The organism is Allosphingosinicella vermicomposti, assembly GCF_003012815.1.
In the GTDB taxonomy this organism is placed as follows: domain Bacteria; phylum Pseudomonadota; class Alphaproteobacteria; order Sphingomonadales; family Sphingomonadaceae; genus Allosphingosinicella; species Allosphingosinicella vermicomposti.
In genome coordinates this window covers 993,030-1,017,625 of sequence record NZ_PXYJ01000001.1, presented here as the reverse complement: position 1 = coordinate 1,017,625, position 24,596 = coordinate 993,030, and the positions used below count along the sequence as shown (strand labels likewise).

Here is a 24,596-nt window from a genome sequence, read left to right as displayed (position 1 = left end):
CCCAAATTCGTTGCCCGATTAGCGCGGCTCTTGTCGTAAGCCCAGGTAGAATGGATCGAACTCGGCGATCGCCGTGAGCCGTTCCCAATCCCTGATATCGACGACCTTTTTGTTAAACGTCACCACGTCCTGTTCCCGTAGCTCCCTCAAGCTTCGATTGACGTGCACTGCCGTGAGCCCCAGTAATTCCCCAAAGTCTTCCTGGGTCAGTGGCAGTTCATAAGTCAGGCCTTCGGCCAAGGCGACGGTTTCAAGCCTTACTTTGATTTCGCAAATAAGATGCGCAATTCGTGCCTTTGCGCTCCTCAAGCCTAGCGATACGATCCATTCTCTGTGGATCGACGCATCGATCATTGTGGATAGCCAGAGCAGTCGGCCGAGGTGGTGCCACTCGCCGATCAGCGCCTTAAGCCGGTCATGCGGAAAGAGGACAAGGCGGCAATTGGTGAGTGCGCCGATATTGTGATCGAGCCGCTTCATCAGCAGGCTGTGCAAGTCGATGAAGTCCCCCGCCACGGATAGTTCCAGCGACTGTCGGGAGCCATCCTGTAAATCCTTGTAGCGATGAACGATGCCCTCAATAAGAAGATTGCTGAACTGCTGCTCTTCCTTCGCTTTGACAATCGTCCGGTAGCGGTCGAAGCAGACCACGTCCGATGCGGCACTGCGCAAAGCCTGTTCTTCGGCGGCGCTCACTGTGTCAAACCGGCGAAGTCTCATGAGCAATTTGTCGATCATCGGTCGTTGATTCACTCCCAATTTCAGCTAGCCGGGGAATGATTAAGGGCCGAAACAAGTTCCGCTTTCGGTAGCTAGGCGCCGACTAACAATTCTTTCGCCGGATCGTGGCCGAGAAAGGCCTCCGGGCTCGCGCTGCGGCCATATGCGCCGGCGAGGAAGATGGCGACGAGGTCACCGACATCGGCGTGCGGCAGCAGGACGTCGTCGGCGAGGCGATCGAGCGGAGTGCAGAGGCAGCCGACGATATTCGCTTCCTCTTCGCCCGGTTCGTTCATGCGGGCGGCGATGGCGATGGGATAGTTGCGGCGGATGACCTGGCCGAAATTGCCCGATGCGGCGAGTTGGTGGTGCATACCGCCATCGACGATCAGGAAGGTCTTGCCGTGGCTTTCCTTGCGGTCGACGATCCGGGTGAGGTAAACACCCGCCTCTCCCACAAGCCAGCGACCAAGTTCGATGGCAAATTGGCTTTCCTCAAGAACCTGAGAGCGGCTATTGAGATTGTCTAATAGGATATCAGCAACCGCCTCTACGTCCAGCGGCGTATCGCCAGCCATATAGGGGATGCCGAAACCGCCGCCGAGATTGACCAAGGGTGGTGGCGCGCCCGCGTCTTCGGCCAAGTTGCCTGCAAGGATGAGAGCGGCGCGTTGGGCCTCAATCAGCGCCTCGGCCTGAAGGGCCTGCGATCCGGCGAAGATATGGAATCCGCGCCAGTCCGCTCCCGCCGAGAGCAATTGCCGGACAAGGGCGGGCACACGCGCGGCATCGATACCGAACGGCTTTGCGCCTCCGCCCATGCGCATTCCGGAGCCCTTGATCTCGAAATCCGGATTGACCCGCACGGCGAGGCGCGGCGTGCGTCCGAGGCGATCGGCGATGGCGAGCGCGCGGGCCGCCTCTCCTTCGGATTCGAGATTGAGAGTGACGCCTGCCGTAATAGCCCCCTCAAGTTCGACATCGCGCTTACCGGGGCCGGCGAAGGAGATGTCGTGCGGATCGGTGCGGGCATCGAGCGCGAGATGCATCTCGCCCGCGGAGGCGACATCAAGGCCATCGACCTTGTTCGCAATCCAGTTGAGGAGTTGCGAATAAGGATTTGCTTTGATGGCATAATGAAGCTTTATTTCGTCACCAAAAGCCGCCCGGAATCGGGCGATGCGGCTGGCGATCATCCCTGCGTCATAGACGAAAAGCGGCGTGTCCCCGGCCCGCGCCACCAACTCGTCCGCCCTCGCTCCGCCGACCCGAAGCATCCCGGCTTGATCGGCGAATTCGGGTGGGATCGGGCCCATCGGCTTGCTCATGCCATAAGCTCCATCTTGATCCGCTCGCGATCGAGCTTGCCATTGGGGCCGACCGGTAAGCTGTCGCGAATGATAAGCGTCGAGGGCTGCATGAAATTGGGAAGCTCGCGTTGCAGGTGAGTGCGGAGGTCTACTTCCACCATATCCGCTCCGGCAGCCGGGCGCACCACAAGCGCGATTGCCTCTCCCAGACGATCGTCCGGATAGCCAAAGGCGACCGCTTCGCCGACGAGGCCGCTGGCGATGGCGGCTTCCTCCACCTCCGTCGGGCTGACGCGGTTGCCGGACGTCTTGATCATCGCATCGTTGCGGCCGTTGAAATAGAAAAGCCCCGCGCCGTCTACGCGGGCCTGATCGCCGGACCAGACGGCGGTGCCGCCATAATGCGACGCGGCGGGCGCGGGACGGAAGCGTTCGGCGGTCCGGGCCTCGTCCCGCCAATAGCCCTTGGCGACGAGCGGCCCGGCGTGGACGAGTTCGCCTGTTTGGCCGGGCCGACCGTCCGGCCCGATCGCCATGACTTCGGCGAAGGGAATGGCGGTGCCGATCGAATCCGGATGGGCATCGACGAGGGCGGGGTCGAGAAAGGTCGAGCGGAAGGCCTCGGTTAGGCCATACATCAGATAGATTTCGGCGGCCGGGAAGAGTTCGCGCATGCGGCGGGTGACGGAGGGCGACAATTTGCCGCCGCTATTGGTGAGGCGGCGGAGCGACAGTGCCGACGTGCCGGGCCATGCGGTTTCGATCAGCTGCACCCAGAGTGGGGGGACGCCTGCGAGGGTAGTGATGCCGTGCTTTTCCACCGCGCGGACGACATCGCGGGCGGTGAGATAATCGAGCGGGACGACGCTGCCGCCCGCCGCCCAGGTCGAGAGGAGCTGGTTCTGGCCATAATCAAAGGCGAAGGGCAGGACGGCGAGGACGCGATCGTCCGGGGTGAGCTTCAGATAATGCGCGACGCTTACCGCGCCGAGCCAGAGATTGGCGTGGCTCAGCATCACGCCCTTGGGGCGACCGGTGGAGCCGGACGTATAGAGAAGCGCCGCTAGGTCGTCGGGCGCAGCGGTAGACGGCGGCAGGCGGTCCGCGCCTTCCAGCAGGGCGGCCGCGTCGCGATCACTGAGGATCACGCAGCCGGAGGGAATATCGGCAGGGTCGAGCGTCGCATGCCGCGCTTCCCCAGTGATGAGCAGGCTTGCCTCGCTGTCGGAAAGGATATGAGCGACCTGCGCGCGCTTCAGAACCGGATTGATGGGCACGTGGACGAACCCCGCGCGCGCACAGGCGAGCGGGAGGAGGCTCGTCATCCGCGTCTTGGGGAGCCAACTCGCGACGCGGGCACCCGGGGATAGGCAACGGGCGGCAAGCGCTGCGGCGAGGGCCGACACCTGATCCTCCAGCGCTGCATATGTCAGCAACCCGTCGCGCGTCAGCAGAGCGGGCCTATCGGGCGCGCCGCGCAGCGTGAGATGATCGAGCGGCCTCGGATTGGGGTCTGGAGCGTCCACAGGCGTGTCATATCGCCTGTTGGACGGCGTGACGAGATATCTTGCCGCAGCGCAGCGAAAGCTTTAGGCCGCGTCGCGTTTCACGAAGAGGACCAGCGCCCGTGACATTCACCGACGCCGAAGATGTCGACCTGACCCTGCGGGCCGTGCTGGCCGACACTCTTGGCATCGCGCGCGCGCGGGTGGACGGCTTTACCGAAGCGACGGCCTTGTTCGGCGCGCTTCCGGAATTCGATTCGATGGCGGTCGCGACATTGCTGACCGCGCTGGAAGAGCGGCTCGGCATCCTCATTGAGGATGATGATATCGATGCCGATACGCTCGAAACTTATGGCGCGTTGTTGAGCTTCGCCAAGGGCAAGGCGCTGCAGTAAACACCAGTCGTCACTCTGAACTTGTTTCAGGGGCCATCTGCCCGCCTTCTCTGCTTTCACCGGCATGGATGCTGAAACAAGTTCAGCATGACATTTAAGGGTTACTCCGCAGCCACGGCGGCGTTCGTCGCCTCGAAATCCGCTTCCGCCAAAAACTTCTCAGCATCCAGCGCGGCCATGCAGCCGGTGCCGGCGGCTGTGATCGCTTGGCGATAGACCTTGTCCATCACGTCGCCGCAGGCATAAACGCCCGGTACGCTGGTACGGGTGGTGCCTGGCTCAACCGTAATATAGCCGTCGCTGTCGAGTTCGACATGGCCCTTGAACAGCTCTGTCGCGGGCGAATGGCCGATGGCGACGAAGCCGCCTTCCACGTCGACGCGGCTGACTTCGCCGGTCACCGTGTTGCGTACATCGATGCCGACAAGGCCTTCGGGCTCGCCGCCCGCCACGAATGTGTCGACTTCGGTGTTCCACAGGATCTTGATGTTCGGATGGGCGAACAGCCGCTCCTGCAGGATCTTTTCGGCGCGGAGCGAGTCGCGGCGGTGGATGAGTGTCACGTCGTGGCTGTGATTGGTGAGGTAGAGCGCCTCTTCGACCGCCGTATTGCCGCCGCCGATCACCGCGACTTTCTTGCCGCGATAGAAGAAGCCGTCGCAGGTGGCGCAGGCCGACACGCCCTTGCCCTTCATATGCTCTTCGCTGGGGAGGCCAAGCCACTTGGCCTGCGCGCCCGTCGCGATGACGAGGACGTCGCCCGTATAGATGGTGCCGCTGTCGCCGATCAGGCGGAACGGGCGTTGCGAGAGCTCGACCTCAACGATCGAATCCCACATCATCCGGGCGCCGACATGTTCGGCCTGGGCCTGCATTTCCTCCATCAGCCAGGGGCCCTGGATCACTTCGCGGAAGCCCGGATAATTTTCGACGTCCGTGGTCGTGGTAAGCTGGCCGCCCGGCTGGATGCCCTGCACGACGATCGGCGCCATGCCTGCGCGCGCGCCGTAAATGGCGGCGGAAAGGCCGGCGGGGCCGGAGCCGAGGATGAGCATGCGGGTGGAATGGGTCGCGGCCATGAATTCGTCCTTTGGATGAAGGGGCGAGATAGGGGCTGGATGGCGGGTTGTGCAACCGTCTTTCGACCCTTCACCGCCGTCATGCTGAACTTGTTTCAGCATCCATGCCGTCGAGTGACGAGCGGGTGGATAGATGTACCCTGAAACAAGTTCAGGGTGACGGGGAGGAGTGTTCAATTCTTCGGCCCAACCCGCTAGAAGCCGCGCAGATCAAAAGACTCAGCAGAGGATGCCCCCCCATGACCGCCCATGACAATCCGCTCGGCCTCGACGGTTTCGAATTCGTCGAATTCACCGCCCCCGATCCGCAGGCCATGCACGACATGTTCATCGCTATGGGCTTTACCCATGTCGCGGATCACAAGGAGCGTGCCATTCGCCGCTACCAACAGGGCGACATCAATTATCTGCTGAACATGGAAGAAAGCGGCCAAGCTGCCGATTTCCGCGCCGCCCATGGCCCGTCGGCAAGCGCCATGGCTTTCCGCGTGGCCGATGGCGCCAAGGCTCTGAAAATGGCCGTCGAGCGCGGCGCGACAAAGGTCGATGGCAGCTACGGCCTTCCCGCGATCGAGGGCATTGGCGGCTCCTATCTCTATCTCGTCGACACTTATGGCGCGCAGACCATCTACGACACGATGTTCACGCCGGTGGAAGGCGCGGTGCCGAACAAGAATAGCGTCGGCCTCCACACGCTCGATCACCTGACCCACAATGTGAATCGCGGCCGGATGAACCATTGGGCGGGCTTTTACGAGACGATCTTCAACTTCCGCGAAATCCGCTATTTCGACATTGAGGGGCAGCAGACCGCCCTCCTCTCCCGCGCAATGACCGCGCCGGACGACAAGATCCGCATCCCGCTCAACGAAAGCCAGGACGAGCATAGCCAGATCGAAGAATTCCTGCGCGAGTATAAGGGGGAAGGCATCCAGCACCTCGCCATGGCGACCGACGACATCTTCGCGACCGTCGACGCGCTCCGCGCGAACGGCGTCAAGCTGCAGGATAGCCCGGATACCTATTTCGACATGATCGACCAGCGCCTCCCCGGCCACGGCCACGACGTCGCGGAAATGCGCAAACGGAAGATCCTGATCGACGGATCGCCGGAAACGGGCGAAGGCCTGCTCCTCCAAATCTTTACGGAAAATATGGTTGGCCCGATCTTCTTCGAAATCATCCAGCGCAAGGGCAATCAGGGCTTTGGCGAGGGCAATTTCAAGGCCTTGTTCGAATCGATAGAGCTCGACCAGATCCGCCGCGGCGTGCTGCCCGCGACGAAGGAAGAGGCCTAAGCTACTCCGTCATTGCGAGCGTAGCGAAGCAATCCACCAACATTGGTCTGGATTGCGTCGCTACGCTCGCAATGACGTAAAACCTCACCCCACCGCTAGGGCTGAGCTTGTCGAAGCCCGTTCCAGCTGAGCCGTCCTTCGACAGGCTCAGGACTAGCGGATGCGGGAGCCGGGTTAGTTCTTCACGCCGATATATTCGGGCGGAATGGGATTGTCCGGAGTCTCGCTGCTCCAGGCAATGTTCAGCACCCAATAGCGCTTGCCGTCGTGAAAGAGCTGGATGCTGTTGATGCCGCGCATCGTCTCCCACTTACCTTCGACGAGATGCTTCGCTTCGTAAGTTGAAAAGACGTGTGTGATTGCGCCGAAGGTTTCCGTGCGGCGGCCGATCTCTTTTTCCTGGAAGCCTGCTGCTTCCAGCCGGGGTGCGCTCGCGATATAGTCGTCGGGGTTGCTACGTCGCGCGCGGATTTTGCCCGTCTTGTCTTTGCCCGTCGGAATCATCTGTGCGCCGGGATAGTAAAGCGAGCGGAAGCGGTCCCAATCGCGCTTCACGCCGACATCGCCCGAGATGACGTTGTAGAGCGCGGCAACGATACCATCGACCGACTGCACGTCTTCCGCTTTCGCTTCTACCGCAGGCACCGGAGCCGCAGCCTGCGCAAAGAGCGGTTGCGACGCAGCGCACAGGGCAAGGGCCATCACATAATGCTTCATATCATTCCCCCAAATTCGGCCCGCACTTTGCCAGCGTCCGTCATCGGCGCAACCCATATCTGCCCTGCGACGTTTCAGCCCCAAAACGGGAGACAGAAAGATGCCGGTATCCAGCCTCACCCTCGTCGAACGGATCGCCCGCGTTCTCGCCGGCCGCGCGATCAGCAGCAATGCGGAGGGCGACGATCCCTCGGCCGGCCCCAATGTCGACGAAGAATGGCAGAATTATGTGGAAGATGCCCTCGCCATCCTGAGGACCATGCGGGAGCCTGATCCCGTGATGGCCTCGGCCGGTGATTCCGACATGTGGGAACGGATGGTCGAAGCGGCTCTTTCCGTCGAGCGGGCAGCCGGAGGTTGAGAATCAGCGCCGGTCGTCAGGCCGGTAGTCCGTAGTGGGGGCGTGCAGCGTCACGCTTTCGACACCGGAAGACGGGCCGAGACCGCGCAACAAGGCAAGAACGGCCTCTCGAGCTTGCAGCGGCAAAGCGGCGTAAAGGGTAATAACTTCCCCCGCGTCCGGCGAGAGCAACCGCCCATCAGAGCGCGCACCGGTGAGGACATAAAGCACGTCCACCCGCGCTTCGGCTAGCCGCGCCAGATAGTCGGCGCGAAGCTCCCGCCGGCCATTTTCATAAAGGCTCTGCTTCGGCACATCAGTGCCCACGAGATCGGCAAACTCTGCCTGGCGAAGGCCAAGCCGTTTACGTTCTTCCGCGAGGCGCGAACCAAAAGTCATCGCTTTTGAAAAGTTCCGTTGACAAAATGGCGAAAAGCATTGAATCTGTGGCAAGATTCGACGTCAGTGCATCGCACATGCACTTGTGATCTGTCGCGCCTAAAGTGGGGGAGGAGTGCGCGTGGATGAAAACAAGATATCGTTGGCCGGGTATATGAGTTTGGTCCGCGCCCTAAGTTCATCGGCCGCTAGTATGCATGCGCATGATTTAACGGTCGGAACCAAGCTCCGTTTCCGCGGGGCCAATGGATGAAGGCGGACGGAAACTGCGAGGTCGAGCGGGCGCTCGTGGAAGCCGCTCGCGCCGTCATTGCCATGTTCAAAACACCGCTCGATCGGCAGGGCTTACCTCAAGGGCCGACGGCCGCGCTCCGGCTTCTGGAAATGGCGATTGAGCCTTATGACAATCATAAAAAGGCTCGCATCTCTTTCACGGATACACCGCCTCAACGAAATACAGACCGTCCGGCGGCGCATTAAAACCCAAAGCAGCCCGATTTCGCGCCTCTAACGCGTTGTGCAGATCGTCAGCAGTCCATTGCCCGCGCCCGACCATCTCCACGCATCCGACCATCGACCGGACCTGGTGGTGCAGGAAGGATCGCGCCGCGGCTTCGATCTCGATGACATCGCCCGTCCGCCGCACTTCCAGCCGATCAAGCGTCTTCAGCGGACTTTCCGATTGGCAATGGGCGGAGCGGAAGGTCGTAAAATCGTGCTTGCCCACCAGGATCTGCGCGGCTTCGTGCATGGCGTTCTCGTCGAGCGGCATTTTAACCTGCCAAGCCTGGCCGGCGTCCAGTGTAAGCGGCGCCCTGCGGTTAACGATCCGGTAGATGTAACGCCGCCCTATGCAGCTGAAGCGCGCATGCCAGCCATCAGCCACTTCCTCCGCTGCCAAAATCGCGACGGGGAGGGGGCGGAGCAGGGCATTCAGTCCTTCCGAAAGACGAAACGCGGTGATCGGCCGCGATATGTCCACATGCGCTGTCATTGCTCGCGCATGGACGCCCGCATCGGTGCGGCCCGCCGCATGGAGCACCGCCTCTTCGCCAGTAATTTGAAATAGCGCTCCCTCGATCGCCTGTTGAACGGAAGGCCCGTGCGCCTGACGTTGCCAGCCCATGAAGGGTCGCCCGTCAAACTCCACGGTCAAGCGAAAGCGCGTCACGCGAGTCGTGTTCCCGCGGGAATCGCGAAGCCGCGCAGTAATTCGCCTGGCGTCATCGCGCCACGTCCAGCGCGCTGGACGATCGTGGGGGCAATCGCGCCTTCCCCGCAGGCGATGGTGAGCCGGTCGTCCATCACAGTGCCCGGCTCGCCGGATTCTTTTACGACATCGGCCTCCAATACCTTCACCCGCTCACCCTCAATCTCGAAGAACGCGCCCGGGATCGGGTTGAAAGCGCGTACCTGCCGCTCGACGGCTTCCGCGTTCTGGCTGAAATCGATCCGTGCCTCGGCCTTCTCGATCTTCGCGGCATAGGTGACGCCGCTCTGGGACTGCGGCTCGGGCCTGAGCCCGTCCAGCCGTTCCAACGCCTCAACCATCAGCCGCGCGCCCATCCGCCCCAGCTCGTCCGTCAATTCGCCCGCCGTTTTGCCCGCAACCGATGTCTCGCCTTTCAGGTACATGGGCCCGGTATCCAGGCCCTTCTCCATCCCCATGATCGTCACGCCGGTAACCGCGTCCCCTGCGAGAATCGCCCGCTGCACCGGCGCCGCGCCCCGCCAGCGGGGGAGGAGGGAGCCGTGAACATTGAGGCAGCCATGCTTCGGTGCCTCCAAGATCGGCACGGGCAGGATCAGCCCGTAAGCCGCCACCACCGCGATATCCAGGTTAAGCGCCGCGAAGGCCAACTGCGCCTCCGCATCGCGCAGGGAAAGCGGCGTCCGCACCTCGATCCCCAGCGCCTCGGCCCGCGCATGGACCGGCGAGGGCCGCAGCGCCTTGCCACGGCCCGCAGGGCGCGGCGGCTGGCTGTAAACGGCCACGATTTCATGCCCCGCCTCGACGAGAGCGTCGAGCGTCGGCACGGCGAAATCGGGTGTTCCCATGAAGGCGATACGCATGTGTGCGCTTTAGAGGCAATATCGGAGACTTTGAACCTCCTCAATGCCGTCACCCCGGCGAAAGCCGGGGTCTCAGGACGAAAAAGCGCTCTTTCGTCACGAGATTCCGGCTTTTCGCCTGAAAGTCTGGGTTGGGAGGGGCTTGGCAAGGGGCCCCGCGCCGCCATATGGCTCGGCCATGGCATCTCCCGAGATCGAGGCGTTGACGCAGGCGCTGGCGCGGCTTCCCGGCCTTGGACCCCGTTCCGCGCGCCGTGCCGTTCTCCATCTCCTGAAGAAACGCGAAGTCGCGCTCGCACCCTTGCTCCGTGCCCTCGATGCGGTGAACGACAAGCTTGCCATCTGCTCGACCTGCGGCAATGTCGACACCACCGATCCGTGCTCGATCTGCGCCGACACGCGCCGCGATCCGCGTCTCCTCTGCGTGGTGGAGGAAGTGTCGGACCTCTGGGCGCTCGATCGATCGCGTCTCTTTCCTGGTCATTTTCATGTGCTTGGCGGCCGTCTTTCAGCCTTGGAGGGAATTCGCCCCGAGGATCTTTCCATCGATAAGCTGATCGCGCGGGTTGCAGTGGGCGGAATCGACGAGGTTGTCCTCGCCATGAACGCAACGCTCGAAGGGCAGACTACCGCTCATTATCTCGCCGAACGGCTCGAAACCTATCCGGTCCGTATCACGCAACTCGCGCACGGCCTTCCCGTCGGCGGGGAACTCGACTATCTCGATGAAGGTACGCTCGCCCAAGCTCTCCGCGCACGGCGCCCCGTCGTCTAGGCGCTTGACCCGGAAACTCCCTCTACCTACCTGACGCGCATGGCCATTCTTCCGATCATTGAAACGCCCGATCCGCTTCTTCGCCAAATCTCCTCGTCAGTCGAGGACGTGACCGACGAAACACGCGCGCTCGTCAAGGACATGATCGAGACCATGTATGCCGCCCATGGCATTGGCCTCGCTGCTATTCAGGTCGGTGTTCCGAAGCGCCTCCTCGTCATCGATCTTCAGGAACCGGAAGAAGAGGGCGGCGAACCGGTCAAAAAGCCGATGGTCTTCATCAATCCGGAAATCCTGTCGGAATCCGAAGAGCTTCAGGTTTATAACGAAGGCTGCCTGTCCGTTCCTGAACAATATGCCGAGGTCGAGCGCCCCGAGCGCATCCGCGCCCGCTGGCAGGACGAGCACGGAGCGACGCATGAGGAGGAGCTGGATGGCCTCCTTGGCATCTGCCTCCAGCATGAGATGGACCATCTGAACGGCGTTCTGTTCATCGACCATCTATCGAGGATGAAGCGAGACATGCTGCTGAAGAAGCTCGCAAAGTCGCGCAAGCTCGCTGCCTGATAGTCTTATCCGTTGCGCTGAGTAGAGATTGAGCCCGACGAAGGCTCGTATCGAAGCGCTCTGCGCGGAACCCTTCGATACGCCGTTTCGACAAGCTCAACGACTACTTAGGGCGAACGGGTTTGGGTAACTCTGGATTCCGCAGTCAAAACGTCTCTAGCGCCGCTTTGCAGTCGCGCGAGCATTCCCTGCACATTTCGGCGCAGAGCCGGCAATGGTCGTGGTCATGCTTGGCGCATTCCTCGGCGCAGAGATCGCAGGCCGTGACGCAAAGCTGTAATGCCTCCTGTAACAGCAATTCATTCGACCCCGTCCGGCGTGTGCCGAGCCGCGCCACCATCCCACACACGTCCGAGCAATCCATACACAGCCGGATACACTGACGCATCATCTCCGCATCCTCCTCGGCCCCGCATGCATCGGCGCAGGACGTGCAGATGATCGAGCAGAACATGGCGTGGCGTACGGCCGTCGCGAGCGGCTCGTTGAAGTTTCCGGCGACATCGGGGTGGGCGGCGATCATCTTGGCGATGGACATGATGGCTCTCCTCTCTCAGTGACGAACGGAAAAGAGCCAGGCTGGGTTCCGGCCAACAACCCACACCGCTAGCCCTGAGCCTGTCGAAGGACGAGAGAAAGGTGCGGTGCAATCGCCTTTTGACAGGCTCAGGGCTAGCGGTGTGGAGGCGATCACTGATCCGAGGGCTTGAGTGTACGGGCAAACCCCTTTAGGTTCGCCTTTCGTTCTGCCCGCCGGAGAAGGCCTGATGGACCCGTCCACCTTATTGCTGATTGCCGTCACCTTCCTCCTTGGCCTCGGCGCGGGCTGGTTCTTCGGAGGCCTTCAAGCCGCCACTTTTCGCACAGAGCGCGACGCGCGGCTTGAGGATTTCCGTAAGGCAATCACCGACCTCGCCGCGGCCGAAGAGCGGGCGAAACTCGTCCCTGATCTCCAGGCAGACCTCGCCCGCCTGCGCGCGGACAGCCATCAGGCCCAGACCGAACTCGCACGGCTCAATGCCGCGCAAGAGGAACGCGAACGAGCCTATGAAGCCCGCCTTGCCGAAATGAAGGAAGCGCGCGAGGTCTTGTCAGCCCAGTTCAGTGAAGTCGGCGGCAAGTTGCTCGGCGAAGCGCAGAAGCAGTTCCTCGAACGCGCCGATGCCCGTTTCCATCAGGCGGGCGAGAAGAGCGAGGAAAAATTGAAGGCCTTGCTCCAGCCCGTCGAAGCAACGTTGAGACGCTACGAGGAAGGCCTGACACGCGTCGAAAAAGAGCGGGTGGATCATTATGCGGGCCTTCGCGAGGCCGTGGACCTTGTCCGCCAGGGGCAGAGCCAAGTGCGCGACGAAACCGCACGCCTCGTCAACGCACTCCGCTCAAGCCCGAAGGCGCGGGGCCGCTGGGGCGAACAGTCGCTCCGCAATGTGCTCGAACAAGCAGGCCTGTCGCCTTATGCCGATTTTCAGAGCGAAGTGTCGGTGGATACGGAGGATGGCCGCCTGCGCCCAGACGTGATTGTGAAGCTGCCTGGCGGGCGGAAGCTCATCATCGACGCCAAATGCTCGCTGAACGCCTATCTCGACGCGTCGGAGGAGGTGGACGAAGCACTCCGCCTTGGCCACCTTAAGGCTCACGCGGGATCGATCCGTACCCACGCCATGCAGCTCGGCGGCAAGGCTTATTGGCAGCAATTCGGTGACGCGGCCGATTATGTCGTCATGTACATTCCCGGCGAACATTTTCTCACCGCCGCACTGGAGCAAGATGACGCGCTTTGGGAATGGGCCTTCGAGCGCCGCGTGCTGCTCGCCACGCCCACCAACCTCGTCGCCATCGCCCGCACCGTCGCGAGCGTATGGCGCCAGGAGAAATTGGCCGAAGAAGCCGCCGAAATCGCGCGTCTCGGCAAAGATCTCCACGCCCGCCTTGCCACAATGGGTGCCCATGTCGTGAAACTCGGCCGCAATCTCGGTCTCGCCAATGATGCCTATAACAGCTTCGTCGGAAGCCTCGAAAGCCAAGTGCTGACGCAAGCCAAGCGCTTCGAAACGCTCGAAGTCTCAAGCGGCGCGAAGGAAATTGATACGCTACCCGTTATCGACACGGTACCGCGCCCTCTCACAAAATTGAGCGATGACGAAGCCGAGGCCGCAGAGTAATCGGTAAGTAGTCAAGACGGGCTAATGCAGCCTATCTTGCCCGCTTCAGTACGATTTCCCCCGCCGCACTGCGGACAATGACTGTATCGCCGTCTTGATAGCTAAGCTGCGCGGGCCGGCTCAATATATCGAAGGCCTTTTGCTCGCGTGCCATATAGGGCTCTGGGCAAGCCATCTTCGTCGCCGCAATCGGCCCGGCGGTTAAAGTGCTACCAGCAACCCCATAACGCCCAGACAGGTTGTTACACCCGGCTTTGCCGTTCATTCGGTCGGCAGTAAAATTCAGAAAATAACGCCCGTCGGCTTCGACGGGCTCGCCCGCAATCGCCGCGATTGTCCAGCGCGTATCGGCCAGAGAAACGAGCTCATCTGACGACAAAATGTCACCGCCGCAGCCACGGAACGTCTTGCCATCGGCAATGACCATCACCGTATCGGTAAATATGCGATCACTCATCCCGTCGTTGCAGCGCTGGTGGGTAATATCGACAGTCAGGCTGTGCGTCGCGCTGCGGGCTTCATAGCGATGCCCGTTGAATGTCGTTCGCGGCTCCGGGCGGGGGACCGAAAAGCGCACCTCGCCATATTCCCCGTCATAGACAATCCGGTCATCCTCAATCGTGACGGTCCAACCAGGCTCGGTCCCGAGTGCGCGATAGGCGCCTGGTGGAACTGGCGCTTGAGAGGGCGGCGGCATTTCGGCTGAGCAGGCCGATAGCGCTAAGAGCGCTGCGAATGTGGAGATTGTCTTCATGACCAATCAACCCTCATCAGGATTTCGCGGTTCCACCGCCTCTTCGCTGGTTCAATACTTCATACGCCATCACGGCAGTAGCGACGGCTGCGTTTAAGCTGTCGGCCTTGCCCCGCATCGGCATTTTGACAAGGATATCGCACTCGGCCTCATAGGCTTCGGGTAGCCCCTGAGCTTCATTGCCGACAAGGAGAAAGGTCGGCGCTTCATAGCGTGGCGCCTGATAGTCGATATCGGTCTGGAGGCTCATGCCGACGAGTTGGCCGGGACCGGAGCGGAGCCAGCCGACGAACTCCTCCCATGACGCCTGCACGATACGCTGGGTGAAGAGCGCGCCCATCGATGCGCGTACCGCCTCGACAGAGAAGGGATCGACGCAATCGTCGATCAGGATAAGGCCGCCCGCGCCCACCGCATCGCCAGTCCGCAGGATCGTGCCGAGATTGCCCGGATCGCGTAGAGATTGGGCCACGATCCAAATGTCCGCACTCGTCCGGTCGATCGAGTCGAGGCCCGCAGGGAAGGCGGGATAGACGCCAAGCACGATCTGCGGGTTGTCCTTGCCCGACATCTTGTGAAGGATGTCCGGCGTAGTCGCGATCACCTCGCCACCCGCCGCCTCGGTCTCGGTCACCAGCGTGTCCAGCAAGGGATGCTGCTGGCCGATAGCGTAAAACAGCACCTTGGGAAGGAAACCCTCCTCTCGCGCTTCGGTCAGAATGCGTAACCCTTCGGCCAAGAAATGCCCCTCACGGCGCCGGTTCTTTTTGTCGCGAAGGCCCCGAACCTGCTTCACTAGCGGGTTTGAAAAAGCGGTGATTTCACGCGGCATAAATGTATCTTACCACGTCAAGCGGCGGTAAAGGCGCCGGTGGCTTCGTCCAGCACGTGGAGCAGGCCGTCGGCAATGGCGAAATAGGCGCCGTGTATCCGGAGGCGTCCGGTCGCCTCGCGTTCGGGAATGCAGGGAAAGGTGCGGAGGTTCGCAATCGAGACCTTCACCGTTTCAAGTTCCAGCGCTCGGATGGCGTCGGGGCCGTGGCCATGTTCAGCGGCAACCCGGTCGCGCGCCTCGTCGAGCAGGTCGATCCAATGCGCGATAAAGCCGCCATTACCGGGCTCCGCGCCATCGAACCGGCGGGAGAGGGCGGCATGAACGCCGCCGCACGAACCGTGACCCATGACGACAATTTCTTCAACGTTGAGCTGCGTCACGGCGAATTCCAGCGCTGCCGACACGCCGTGGCGGCCGCCACCAACTTCAAATGGCGGCACCAGGTTCGCTACGTTGCGAACAACGAACATCTCACCGGGATTGGCATCGAAAATCTGTGCGGGATCGACGCGGCTGTCAGAACAGGCGATCACCATCACTTTGGGGCTCTGCCCCTCGGCAAGAGTGGTCCAGCGTTCCCGTTCCTCAAGGTAGCGTCCAGTTTTGAAGCGGTGATAACCATCGATGAGGGCGTTGAAATCGGCCATTGCTGCTCCTTTTCTGCTCGCCGGTTAAAGGGAAGGGGAGGGGGTGGCAAGTCGCCGCCGACATCGCTATTTGCCACCCCATGACCGAAGCGACCGCCTCCATCCGCCCGCCGCGTATCCGCAAGCCCGACTGGATCCGCGTCAAGGCGCCGACCAGCACCGGCTTTGCCGAAACGAAGAAGCTGATGCGCAGCCTGAATCTCGCTACCGTGTGCGAGGAGGCGGCTTGTCCGAATATCGGCGAATGCTGGACGAAAAAGCATGCGACGGTGATGATCCTGGGCGACACCTGCACGCGGGCCTGCGCCTTCTGCAACGTGAAGACTGGCATGCCGCGGGAGGTCGATCCGCTGGAGCCGGAGCATGTGGCGACTGCCGCCGCTGAGCTCGGGCTCGAACATATTGTCATCACCTCGGTCGACCGCGACGATCTCCCCGATGGCGGCGCGAAGCAGTTCGTGAAGGTAATCGAAGCACTTCGACGGAACACGCCTTCGACGACCATCGAAATCCTCACCCCCGATTTCCGCAACAAGCCGGAAGCCGCGGTTGAAGCGATCGTCGCCGCGCGTCCGGATGTCTACAACCACAATCTGGAAACCGTCCCGAGGCTCTATCCAACGATCCGCCCCGGTGCGCGTTATTACGCCTCGCTCCGCCTGCTCGAGAGTGTGAAGCGGCAGGATCCAACTATCTTCACCAAGTCCGGCGTTATGGTCGGCCTCGGCGAGCAGCGGTTGGAAGTCCATCAGGTGATGGACGACATGCGCTCGGCCGACGTCGATTTCCTCACCATGGGTCAATATCTCCAGCCGACGCCGCGCCATGCGAAGGTCGAGGATTTCGTGACCCCCCAGACGTTTAGCGCTTATGCCGCCATCGCGCGGGCCAAGGGCTTCCTGCTGGTCGCGGCGAGCCCGCTCACGCGGTCCAGCTATCACGCAGGCGACGATTTCGCGAAGATGAAGGCCGCGCGCGAGGCGCAGCTGGCGAGGAAATAATGCCCCGTCATACCGAGAAAAGAAATCTGCCTTACACACCCGACCAGATGTTCGATCTGGTCGCGGACGTGAAGCGCTACCAGGAATTCCTACCTTGGGTCGCGGCGGTGCGCGTGCGCTCGAATAGCGAAACGGAAATGGTTGCCGATCTTGTGGTTGGCTTCGCGGCTTTGAAGGAAACCTTTACCTCCCGCGTTCATAAGGAACGGCCGCATTCAATCACCGTCGAATATGTCGAGGGCCCGCTAAAATATCTCAGGAACGACTGGGGCTTCGAGCCCGACGGTAAGGGCGGTACCAACGTCGATTTCTGCGTCGATTTCGCATTCAAGTCGCGGATCTTCGAAACACTGGCGGGACAGGTGTTCGACCGCGCGTTGCGGCGCATGATCTTCGCGTTCGAGGAACGGGCAGCCGCGCTTTATGGCGCGGGCGAAAGCGCGCCCGGCATCAGCAGCTCGAGCGCGCACAGCGCCGCCTGAAGACGGACGCCCGCCCGGCCGAGATCGCCAAATTCTTGCTTGTCCGCAACGACTTCGTCCGGCTCCGCGTCTCGGCGCGCCCGGGCGAAGATCACTGTACCGACGGGCTTCTTCTCGCTGCCACCGCCGGGACCGGCAATGCCGGTGATCGCAACCGCCGTGTCCGCACCGCTCTTGGCAAGCGCGCCCTGGGCCATGCTCCACGCCGTCGCGACCGACACCGCGCCGAAGGTCGACAGAACATCTTCACTGACGCCCAGCAGCTTCATCTTGGCGTCGTTGGAATAAGTGACGAAGCCTGCCTCGAACACATCGGAGGATCCGGCAATTTCCGTCAACGCCGCGCTGACAAGCCCGCCCGTGCAGCTTTCTGCTACCGCGATGCGTCGGCCAGCGGCGCGGTTGGCTTCCAGCACCTCGCGGGCCATGTCCACCAGTTCGGGTGGGAGTAGGATATCGCTCATGCCGTGGCGCCCGGGCACATTCGGAATGGCGACTTATCCCTCTTCTTGGATCCGAGCTCAGCGAATAAAGCGAAAAGCCGTCCAAAATTGTCGGCGGGGAGGGGAGCGACGACACCCAATATCTCGCTGACCATCGCGCAATCCTTGGCCTCGATGCCTTTCGCGGCCATCTCCGCGACCGTGCTTTCCGCCATCTTCCGCGTGAATTCGTCGCCGAGCATCGTGGGAAGCTCCTTGCCGCTGACCTTTTCGATTGCGGTCTTTGCGCTCGGCCAATGCCGAATATGATCTTCGCGCAGGCGCGCCGAAAGAGCGCGATGAGGACCGGCTAAAAAGGCGGTCGCCGGCAGGCTGGCGGCGCACTTGCGGGCCATGGAGTCGATGACGGAGGGCATGAAGAAGCGCCCCATGCTCGCCGCTTCCGCGCGAGTCAGACAGGGTTTTTCCGGCGGCGAAGAGAAGCCGGGCTGCTGTGCAAGCAGGGTGGCGGCAATGAGGATCGTTTTCATTCCATAATCTCCGGCAGGCGGATGGTGGCGACCGCCTGGGCTGCGATGCCCTCGCCCCGGCCCGTGAAGCCGAGCCGCTCAGTCGTCGTTGCCTTGATGCAAACCCTCTGCAGAGGGGCCCGCAATAAATCTGCGACGGTCCGACGCATCCTGTCACGGTGCGGGCCAATCTTTGGCGCCTCGCAAATGATGGTGATATCGATGTGGTCGACGATGCCACCCCTAGCCGCAATCAGCGCGCAGGCATGCTCGACGAAGCGGCTCGATGCGGCGCCCTTCCACTGCGGGTCAGAGGGCGGGAAATGATCGCCGATATCGCCTTCCCCCGCCGCACCGAGAAGGGCGTCGGTCAGGGCGTGGAGCACGACATCGGCATCGCTATGGCCTGAAAGCCCGCGACTATGGGGGATCAGCACGCCTCCTAGCCAAAGATCCTCGCCATCCGCAAAGGCGTGGACATCGAAGCCCAAGCCGGTGCGGCTGATCATTGTGGAGGCGAGCCGTGCCTTGGCACGGTCGAAATCGCGGAGATATGTAAGCTTGGCCAAGTCTTCGTCTCCCTCGACCATTGCGATGGCATAGCCTGCGGCGCGCGCCACTTGAGCATCGTCAGTTGCCTCCTCGCCGCCCCACCGCCTGTGCGCGTCGAGAATGGCATTGAACCGGAAAGCCTGGGGAGTTTGCACCCGTACGATCTCGTCACGTGACACAGTATCTCCCAGCTCGCTTTCTTTGCGGGCCAGCGTATCCACGACTGGAAGGACCGGCACCGCGCCGTCGCCATGCTCCAAAGCCGCGACTAGGCGATCCAAAACAGATGCAGACAAGAATGCGCGGGCGGCATCGTGGATCAGGATGATGTCGGCACCACCCTCCCGGGCCAATTGCTCAAGGCCGTTCCGAACCGACTCCTGCCGTGTCGCACCACCTATGATTGGGGAGGGAAGGGAGCCACCCATCGTCGCCTCGCCGAACATGTCTTCATGCTCCGGCGCGATTACGACGCGAACTTCGTCGATAAGTCGGTGATCCAGATGACCGATCGCATGGCCGAGCACGCTCTTGCCGCCGATCCTGCGATATTGCTTTGGGAGGTCGCCCCCAGCGCGGCTTCCGCTGCCGGCCGCGACCACGAGTGCGACGATCTTGCCCCTCTTGCTCATGCCCGCGCCCTAGCCGAGCCGAGCCTTGCCCGCCAGAGCGAATAAGGGTAAAGGCCGCAGCCGCTTATGGCTCGCCTTTCTCCCATCTCCATCGGCCCGGTCCGCATCGACGCGCCTGTCATATTGGCGCCGATGACGGGCGTTACCGATCGTCCGTTCCGCAAGGTCGTGAAGCAATATGGCGCGGGCCTTACCGTGACCGAGATGATCGCCAGCCAGGCGATGATCCGCGAGACCCGCCAGTCGCTTCAAAAGGCGGCTTGGGATCCGGTGGAAGATCCGGTATCCATGCAGCTTGCGGGCTGCTCGCCTATAGAAATGGCGGAAGCGGCTAAGCTTAATGAAGATCGCGGCGCGGCGATTATAGACATCAACATGGGCTGTCCGGTGAAGAAGGTCGTGAACGGCGATGCCGGTTCCGCCCTGATGCGAGACTTAAAGCTCGCCGCCTCGATCGTCGAAGCGACGGTGAAGGCCGTCAACGTCCCGGTGACGCTGAAGATGCGCATGGGCTGGTGCCATGACAGCCTCAACGCCCCCGAACTCGCGCGGATCGCCGAGGATTTGGGCGTCAAGATGATCACCGTTCACGGCCGCACCCGCAACCAGATGTACAAGGGCTCGGCGGATTGGGCCTTCATCCGCAAGGTGAAGGACGCCGTATCCCTGCCGGTCATCGCGAACGGCGACATCAATTCGATCGATGATGCGGAGCAGGCCCTGGAGCAATCCGGCGCGGACGGCGTGATGATCGGGCGCGGCGCTTACGGCAAGCCGTGGCTGCTCGGCCAGGTTATGTACTGGCTCGAAACCGGGGAGCGGCGCTCCGATCCGACGGTTGAAGAGCAATACACTGTGCTCATCGAGCAATATGACGCAATGCTCGAACTCTATGGCGACGTGACCGGCGCCAATGTTGCCCGCAAACATATCGGATGGTACACGAAGGGGCTGCACGGCTCCGCGGAATTCCGCAACGCTTTCAACAAGGAAGCCGATCCGAAGGTGGCCAAGGCGATGCTTCGTGAATTTTACGCGCCTTATTTGTCACGGCAGGCGGCCTGAGCCGAAACCATTGCTCTGAGCGCCGAGCCGAGGGTTAACACCGAATTAGTGTGTTCTTCCTGCCACAATCTTGTGGTAGGCCGGTCACGTGAATGCGGAATCCCCGGTCATGATCGAGTCCCGGCCACGGTGGCAAAGACGCCTCAGCGTCTTTTATCGCCGCCGCCAGCTGATGCCTGTGCTGGAAATTGCGACGGCCGCCTTTCTGGTTGCGATGATCGCTCTCACCTATTTCGTGACGCGGGGCGGGCAACAGGACGATTTGCTGTCCCCGCCGTTGGTCGCCGCATTGCTTGTCGCCAATCTCGTGCCCGCGACGGCACTCATGGTGCTGATCGCGCGCCGGCTTGCAAAGGGCAGGGCGCATCGCTCGCCGATTGGCGGACGCGGTCGTCTTCATGTGCGGCTCGTCGCTCTATTTTCGGTCATCGCAATCGTGCCGACCCTGATGGTCGTCATATTCGCCTCGCTCCTTTTTCAAAGCGGCGTCCAGTTCTGGTTTTCCGACAAGGCTCGCACGATCCTCGAAAATGCCGACAATGTCGCGCAGGTTTATTCGAACGAGAATAAGGATCGCATCTTCCGCGAAATCCAGGCGATGTCGCAGGATGTTGTTGGCAATATCAATGAATTCGGTCTTGATACGGTCGAATTTGGCGATGCTCTGCTTTACCAGACTGTGGTTCGCGATTTGACCGAGGCCGCTGTCGTCACGGTTTCCAACAATGGCGAGTTACAGATCAGGGCCTTCGTTAACCTCGATGATCGCCCTATCGAACGGCGCATTCCGCCCGCAACACTTTCACAACTTCGTGGGGGTGGGGTCCGCATCGTCAACAACGATATCGGTGATCGGGTTGAAGCCGTGGTACGCCTCGATCCGGAACAGGAAGTCTATCTTTATATTTCGCGCTTCGTAAATCCGAAGGCAATCGCTCAGCTTAACGAGGCGCGTTCCGCTGCCAGCGACTATCAGCAGACATTGACCCGCTCGCGCACCCTCCAATTCCGCTTCAATCTGTTTCTGTTGCTCATCTCTCTGCTGATCGTTGCCGTGACGATCTGGATCGCGCTGACCTTGGCCGATCGGCTTGTCCGGCCCGTAGGCCAATTGGTCAATGCGGCCAGGAAGGTTGCGGGCGGCGATTTGTCGACGCGCGTCCCGGCATCGCCGGGCGACGACGAACTCGGCACGCTCGGCAATGCCTTCAACCGCATGACCCGCCGGCTTGAGGAACAGACAAGCGACCTCGTCAATGCGAACAGCCAGCTCGACAATCGTCGCGCCCTGATCGAGGCGGTTCTGTCTGGCGTCACCGCGGGGGTGATCTCGGTCGACAGGGAACGCAAAGTGCGCCTTATCAATAGCTCCGCTGAAGCGCTTCTCGGCGTTAAAACCGGCGAAGCCGTGGGCCGCTCGCTCTCCGATCTCGCCCCCGAACTGGCTGCACAGCTGGATAATGAACAGCGTGAGGATATCGTCCAGCTTTCCTCCGGCGGCGAACCGCGCACCTTGGCCGTCAAGCGCGGCCGTGTCGAAGGCGGCCACGTCATAACCTTTGACGACATCACCGAACAATTGCTCGATCAGCGCCGCGCTGCCTGGTCCGACGTCGCACGGCGCATCGCGCATGAGATAAAGAACCCGCTGACGCCGATCCAGCTCGCGGCAGAGCGGCTCCAGCGCCGCTATGGCGATGAAATCCAATCGGATACGGCAACTTTCGAGCGTTTGACGAGCACGATCGTTCGCCAGGTGAACGACCTTCGCAGAATGGTCGATGAATTCTCTTCCTTTGCGCGCATGCCTAAGCCCATTTTCCGTGCCGAACCGATTGGCGACGTCGCGCGACAGGCGCTGTTTCTCCACGAAGTCGCACACCCCGACATTCACTTTAGCTTTGACGGGCCTGACCCTTCCCCAACGCTCATTTGTGATCGCCGTCAGTTGAGCCAGGCGCTGACCAATATTGTCAAGAATGGCGTGGAAGCCATTCAGCAGAAGCGGGAAGATAGACAGGCTGAGGGGGAGCAAAGCATCCGGATGCGGGTGGCTGAAATCGCAGGGCAATTGCGGATTGAAGTCGTCGACAGCGGCGTCGGTCTTCCTGCGGAACGAAGCACGATTACCGAGCCCTACGTCACGACGCGGGCGAAGGGTACAGGCTTAGGGCTCGCCATCGTCAAGAAAATTGTCGAAGAACATTTCGGCACGATCGAGTTCGATGACGAACCCGGCGGAGGCACATGTGTCCGGCTTGCGTTCGACATGGCGGTTCTGGCGGCCTCGGAAAATCATGACACACCATCACAAGAAAAAACGGTAAGCGGTTAAAATGGCACTCGATATCTTGGTAGTCGATGACGAACAGGACATCCGCGAACTGGTCGCGGGCGTGCTGGAGGATGAAGGTTATGCGCCTCGCGTCGCCGCGAACAGCAGCGACGCTCTGGCTGCTCTCGCGGAACGCCGACCCTCCCTCGTCCTGCTCGACGTCTGGCTTCAGGGATCGAAGCTAGACGGTCTACAACTGCTTGAGGAAATTAAGCGCCGCGATCCCACGCTTCCGGTTTTGATGATCTCCGGTCACGGCAATATCGATACTGCTGTCGCCGCGATCCGTCAGGGCGCGGCGGATTTCATCGAGAAACCGTTCGAAGCGAGCCACCTGCTTCACCTCGTCGCCCGCGCGACGGAAACCGAACGTCTGCGCCGCGAGAACGAAGTTTTACGCGCCCAAATCGGCCATGAAACCGAACTCACCGGCTCCAGTGTCGCGATCAACACGGTTCGCGCGACCCTGAAGCGAGTGGCGCCAACGGGCAGCCGCATTCTCATCACCGGGCCTGCGGGCGTCGGCAAGGAAGTAGCCGCACGTTTGCTTCACAATTGGAGTACGCGGGCGCAGGGCCCGTTCATTGTGGTCAGCGCTGCCCGCATGACACCTGAGCGCGTCGAGGAGGAATTGTTCGGCGTGGAGGAGGGGGGGGAACTTACTCGCCCCGGGCTCCTTGAGCAGGCGCATGGCGGCACCTTGTTTCTCGACGAAATTGCGGACATGCCGCTTCCAGCCCAGGCAAAAATCCTCCGCGTCCTCACCGATCAGAGCTTCACGCGCGTTGGCGGTCAGCGGATCGTGAAGGTCGACATGCGCGTCATTTCGTCGACCTCGCGACAACTGGCGGTTGAAATTACCGAGGGGCGGTTCCGCGAAGACCTGTTTTATCGCCTGAACGTGGTGCCGGTGCATCTTCCCGCCCTTGCCGAACGGCGCGAGGATATTCCGGAACTGGTCAATCATTTCGTCGCGCGCTACGCCGCCGATCAGCGCTTAAAAACGCCGACTGTCTCCGATGACGCCATGGCGGCGCTTCAAGCTTACGATTGGCCAGGCAATGTGCGCCAGCTTCGCAACGTTGTTGAGCGGACGATCATTCTGGCTCCAGGGGCGCGGCTTGGCCGCATCGAGATTGATATGCTGCCGCCGGAAATCATTAGTGAGCAAGCCCAACTCAATCCCAATGAAGCGGTGAAAGCGATCATGGGAACGCCGTTGCGCGAGGCGCGCGAGACGTTCGAACGGGAATATCTCCGTATCCAGATCCGGCGTTTCTCCGGTAATATCTCACGCACAGCCATTTTTATCGGCATGGAGCGATCGGCGCTCCACCGTAAGCTCAAGGCGCTGGGCATATCCGACGGGAAGCCGGAGCAGGGAGAGTAAGCGGCAGCGCTTGAAAGCGGCGCGCCATGCTCTAATTTACGCGGGCGCACGGATGTTACCGGAGCGCACATATGCTGGCCGCTTTTCGGGGACGGCCTGCCAATAAGGAGAACATAACAATGGCTGATAAGACCAACAATTTACAGGATATGTTCCTGAACAGCCTCCGTAAGTCCAAGACGCCGGTGACGATGTTCCTGGTGAAGGGCGTGAAACTTCAGGGGATTATCACCTGGTTCGACAATTTTTCGGTGCTGCTGCGCCGGGATGGTCAGGCCCAGCTTGTCTATAAGCATGCCATCTCCACGATCATGCCAGCGCAGCCGGTCGACCTTGACGAGATTACCCGCATTTTTGCCGAGCAGGCCAATGCCAAGCGGGCAACGCAGCTTCAGGAAGTGTTCCTCGGGGCCATCCGGGCCGCCGATGAGCCGGTAACGATGTTCCTGGTGAACGGCGTTATGCTGCAAGGGCAGGTCGCGGCCTTCGACCTCTTTTGCTTGCTCCTTCAGCGCGAGGGCATGGCCCAGCTTGTTTACAAGCACGCTATCTCGACGGTGCAGCCGGAAAACCCCGTCAGCCTGATGCAGGCCGAGACTCAGGAGTAAGCC

27 protein-coding genes are annotated in these 24,596 nt (G+C 61.4%); 12 read left to right on the top strand and 15 right to left on the bottom strand.

Going from position 1 to position 24,596, the window contains the following annotated elements; translation table 11 throughout:
• Positions 1-18: 18 nt before the first annotated feature.
• From C7I56_RS05000 to C7I56_RS04990, 3 genes are all read right to left on the bottom strand, one after another.
• Positions 19-738 (bottom strand): Crp/Fnr family transcriptional regulator, encoded by a 720-nt coding sequence (locus C7I56_RS05000; RefSeq protein WP_106639382.1) that lies wholly within the window; start codon positions 736-738, stop codon positions 19-21.
• Positions 739-812: 74 nt separating this feature from the next.
• Positions 813-2,048 (bottom strand): pyridoxal-dependent decarboxylase, exosortase A system-associated, encoded by a 1,236-nt coding sequence (locus C7I56_RS04995; RefSeq protein WP_106639381.1) that lies wholly within the window; start codon positions 2,046-2,048, stop codon positions 813-815.
• A complete protein-coding gene (locus C7I56_RS04990; RefSeq protein ID WP_106639380.1) occupies positions 2,045-3,556 on the bottom strand; it encodes an acyl-CoA ligase (AMP-forming), exosortase A system-associated in 1,512 nt (503 codons plus the stop codon). The genes C7I56_RS04995 and C7I56_RS04990 overlap by 4 nt, the downstream gene beginning before the upstream one ends.
• Before the next feature lie 101 nt (positions 3,557-3,657).
• On the opposite strand from C7I56_RS04990, the gene C7I56_RS04985 reads away from it, so the two are divergent.
• Positions 3,658-3,930, top strand: a complete 273-nt coding sequence (locus C7I56_RS04985) for a phosphopantetheine-binding protein (protein WP_106639379.1) — start codon at positions 3,658-3,660, stop codon at positions 3,928-3,930.
• 101 nt (positions 3,931-4,031) lie between these two features.
• Here the strand turns inward: C7I56_RS04985 and trxB are convergent, their stop codons facing one another.
• On the bottom strand, positions 4,032-5,009 hold the full coding sequence (gene trxB / locus C7I56_RS04980) for a thioredoxin-disulfide reductase (RefSeq protein ID WP_106639378.1): 978 nt from the start codon (positions 5,007-5,009) through the stop codon (positions 4,032-4,034).
• A gap of 239 nt (positions 5,010-5,248) precedes the next feature.
• On the opposite strand from trxB, the gene hppD reads away from it, so the two are divergent.
• Positions 5,249-6,307, top strand: coding sequence for a 4-hydroxyphenylpyruvate dioxygenase (gene hppD / locus C7I56_RS04975; RefSeq protein ID WP_106639377.1), 1,059 nt, complete (start codon positions 5,249-5,251; stop codon positions 6,305-6,307).
• Positions 6,308-6,481: 174 nt separating this feature from the next.
• Here the strand turns inward: hppD and C7I56_RS04970 are convergent, their stop codons facing one another.
• Positions 6,482-7,024: a hypothetical protein gene (locus tag C7I56_RS04970; RefSeq protein ID WP_199792320.1), complete on the bottom strand. Its 543-nt coding sequence runs from the start codon at positions 7,022-7,024 to the stop codon at positions 6,482-6,484.
• Between the two features lie 100 nt (positions 7,025-7,124).
• Between C7I56_RS04970 and C7I56_RS04965 the strand changes: the two genes are divergently transcribed.
• Positions 7,125-7,385 carry a hypothetical protein gene (locus C7I56_RS04965; RefSeq protein ID WP_106639376.1) on the top strand — a complete coding sequence of 87 codons (261 nt, stop codon included), beginning with the start codon at positions 7,125-7,127 and terminating at the stop codon, positions 7,383-7,385.
• A 3-nt stretch (positions 7,386-7,388) separates the two neighbouring features.
• Here C7I56_RS04965 and C7I56_RS04960 read toward each other — a convergent pair whose 3' ends face one another.
• From C7I56_RS04960 to fmt, 3 genes are all read right to left on the bottom strand, one after another.
• A complete protein-coding gene (locus tag C7I56_RS04960) occupies positions 7,389-7,763 on the bottom strand; it encodes a helix-turn-helix domain-containing protein (RefSeq protein WP_106639375.1) in 375 nt (124 codons plus the stop codon).
• Positions 7,764-8,193: 430 nt separating this feature from the next.
• On the bottom strand, positions 8,194-8,934 hold the full coding sequence (gene truA, locus C7I56_RS04955) for a tRNA pseudouridine(38-40) synthase TruA (protein WP_106639374.1): 741 nt from the start codon (positions 8,932-8,934) through the stop codon (positions 8,194-8,196).
• Positions 8,931-9,836 carry a methionyl-tRNA formyltransferase gene (gene fmt, locus C7I56_RS04950; RefSeq protein ID WP_106639373.1) on the bottom strand — a complete coding sequence of 302 codons (906 nt, stop codon included), beginning with the start codon at positions 9,834-9,836 and terminating at the stop codon, positions 8,931-8,933. Before fmt ends, truA begins: the two co-directional genes overlap by 4 nt.
• 178 nt (positions 9,837-10,014) lie before the next feature.
• On the opposite strand from fmt, the gene recR reads away from it, so the two are divergent.
• Both recR and def read left to right on the top strand, forming a co-directional pair.
• Positions 10,015-10,611 (top strand): recombination mediator RecR, encoded by a 597-nt coding sequence (recR, locus tag C7I56_RS04945; protein WP_106639372.1) that lies wholly within the window; start codon positions 10,015-10,017, stop codon positions 10,609-10,611.
• A gap of 39 nt (positions 10,612-10,650) precedes the next feature.
• The gene (def, locus tag C7I56_RS04940) at positions 10,651-11,178 is read left to right on the top strand and encodes a peptide deformylase (RefSeq protein WP_106639371.1); all 528 of its coding nucleotides are present in this window, start codon (positions 10,651-10,653) and stop codon (positions 11,176-11,178) included.
• A gap of 145 nt (positions 11,179-11,323) precedes the next feature.
• On the opposite strand, the gene C7I56_RS04935 is transcribed toward def, so the two are convergent.
• The gene (locus C7I56_RS04935) at positions 11,324-11,716 is read right to left on the bottom strand and encodes a four-helix bundle copper-binding protein (protein ID WP_106639370.1); all 393 of its coding nucleotides are present in this window, start codon (positions 11,714-11,716) and stop codon (positions 11,324-11,326) included.
• A gap of 229 nt (positions 11,717-11,945) precedes the next feature.
• On the opposite strand from C7I56_RS04935, the gene C7I56_RS04930 reads away from it, so the two are divergent.
• Positions 11,946-13,340 (top strand): DNA recombination protein RmuC, encoded by a 1,395-nt coding sequence (locus tag C7I56_RS04930; RefSeq protein WP_106639369.1) that lies wholly within the window; start codon positions 11,946-11,948, stop codon positions 13,338-13,340.
• Between the two features lie 31 nt (positions 13,341-13,371).
• Here C7I56_RS04930 and C7I56_RS04925 read toward each other — a convergent pair whose 3' ends face one another.
• The 3 genes from C7I56_RS04925 to C7I56_RS04915 are packed head-to-tail and all read right to left on the bottom strand — an operon-like array spanning position 13,372 to position 15,576.
• Positions 13,372-14,094 carry an META domain-containing protein gene (locus C7I56_RS04925; RefSeq protein WP_106639368.1) on the bottom strand — a complete coding sequence of 241 codons (723 nt, stop codon included), beginning with the start codon at positions 14,092-14,094 and terminating at the stop codon, positions 13,372-13,374.
• Positions 14,095-14,110: 16 nt separating this feature from the next.
• Positions 14,111-14,926 carry a TrmH family RNA methyltransferase gene (locus tag C7I56_RS04920; protein WP_106639367.1) on the bottom strand — a complete coding sequence of 272 codons (816 nt, stop codon included), beginning with the start codon at positions 14,924-14,926 and terminating at the stop codon, positions 14,111-14,113.
• 17 nt (positions 14,927-14,943) lie between these two features.
• Positions 14,944-15,576 (bottom strand): carbonic anhydrase, encoded by a 633-nt coding sequence (locus C7I56_RS04915; protein WP_106639366.1) that lies wholly within the window; start codon positions 15,574-15,576, stop codon positions 14,944-14,946.
• 80 nt (positions 15,577-15,656) lie between these two features.
• Between C7I56_RS04915 and lipA the strand changes: the two genes are divergently transcribed.
• Together lipA and C7I56_RS04905 are read left to right on the top strand one after the other, a co-directional pair.
• Entirely contained in the window at positions 15,657-16,577 is a 921-nt protein-coding gene (lipA, locus tag C7I56_RS04910; RefSeq protein ID WP_106639365.1) for a lipoyl synthase, read from the top strand.
• Positions 16,577-17,059, top strand: coding sequence for a type II toxin-antitoxin system RatA family toxin (locus C7I56_RS04905; RefSeq protein WP_106639364.1), 483 nt, complete (start codon positions 16,577-16,579; stop codon positions 17,057-17,059). The genes lipA and C7I56_RS04905 overlap by 1 nt, the downstream gene beginning before the upstream one ends.
• Here C7I56_RS04905 and C7I56_RS04900 read toward each other — a convergent pair.
• Genes C7I56_RS04900 through C7I56_RS04890 form a run of 3 tightly spaced genes read right to left on the bottom strand, consistent with a single transcriptional unit; the run spans position 16,999 to position 19,195 of the window.
• Positions 16,999-17,523 (bottom strand): CinA family protein, encoded by a 525-nt coding sequence (locus C7I56_RS04900; protein WP_106639363.1) that lies wholly within the window; start codon positions 17,521-17,523, stop codon positions 16,999-17,001. The two genes, C7I56_RS04905 and C7I56_RS04900, sit on opposite strands and share 61 nt — an antisense overlap.
• Positions 17,520-18,032: a hypothetical protein gene (locus C7I56_RS04895; RefSeq protein ID WP_106639362.1), complete on the bottom strand. Its 513-nt coding sequence runs from the start codon at positions 18,030-18,032 to the stop codon at positions 17,520-17,522. Before C7I56_RS04895 ends, C7I56_RS04900 begins: the two co-directional genes overlap by 4 nt.
• Positions 18,029-19,195 carry a bifunctional 2-C-methyl-D-erythritol 4-phosphate cytidylyltransferase/2-C-methyl-D-erythritol 2,4-cyclodiphosphate synthase gene (locus C7I56_RS04890; RefSeq protein WP_106639361.1) on the bottom strand — a complete coding sequence of 389 codons (1,167 nt, stop codon included), beginning with the start codon at positions 19,193-19,195 and terminating at the stop codon, positions 18,029-18,031. Before C7I56_RS04890 ends, C7I56_RS04895 begins: the two co-directional genes overlap by 4 nt.
• 66 nt (positions 19,196-19,261) lie before the next feature.
• Here C7I56_RS04890 and dusB point away from each other — a divergent pair, with 66 nt between their 5' ends.
• The 4 genes from dusB (at position 19,262) to hfq (ending at position 24,593) form a co-directional block, all read left to right on the top strand.
• A complete protein-coding gene (gene dusB, locus C7I56_RS04885; RefSeq protein ID WP_106639360.1) occupies positions 19,262-20,260 on the top strand; it encodes a tRNA dihydrouridine synthase DusB in 999 nt (332 codons plus the stop codon).
• Between the two features lie 109 nt (positions 20,261-20,369).
• Positions 20,370-22,595 carry a sensor histidine kinase gene (locus tag C7I56_RS04880; RefSeq protein WP_245409586.1) on the top strand — a complete coding sequence of 742 codons (2,226 nt, stop codon included), beginning with the start codon at positions 20,370-20,372 and terminating at the stop codon, positions 22,593-22,595.
• A 1-nt stretch (position 22,596) separates the two neighbouring features.
• Positions 22,597-23,985: a nitrogen assimilation response regulator NtrX gene (gene ntrX, locus C7I56_RS04875; RefSeq protein ID WP_106639359.1), complete on the top strand. Its 1,389-nt coding sequence runs from the start codon at positions 22,597-22,599 to the stop codon at positions 23,983-23,985.
• A 71-nt stretch (positions 23,986-24,056) separates the two neighbouring features.
• The gene (gene hfq, locus C7I56_RS04870; protein ID WP_106639358.1) at positions 24,057-24,593 is read left to right on the top strand and encodes an RNA chaperone Hfq; all 537 of its coding nucleotides are present in this window, start codon (positions 24,057-24,059) and stop codon (positions 24,591-24,593) included.
• Positions 24,594-24,596 lie beyond the last annotated feature (3 nt).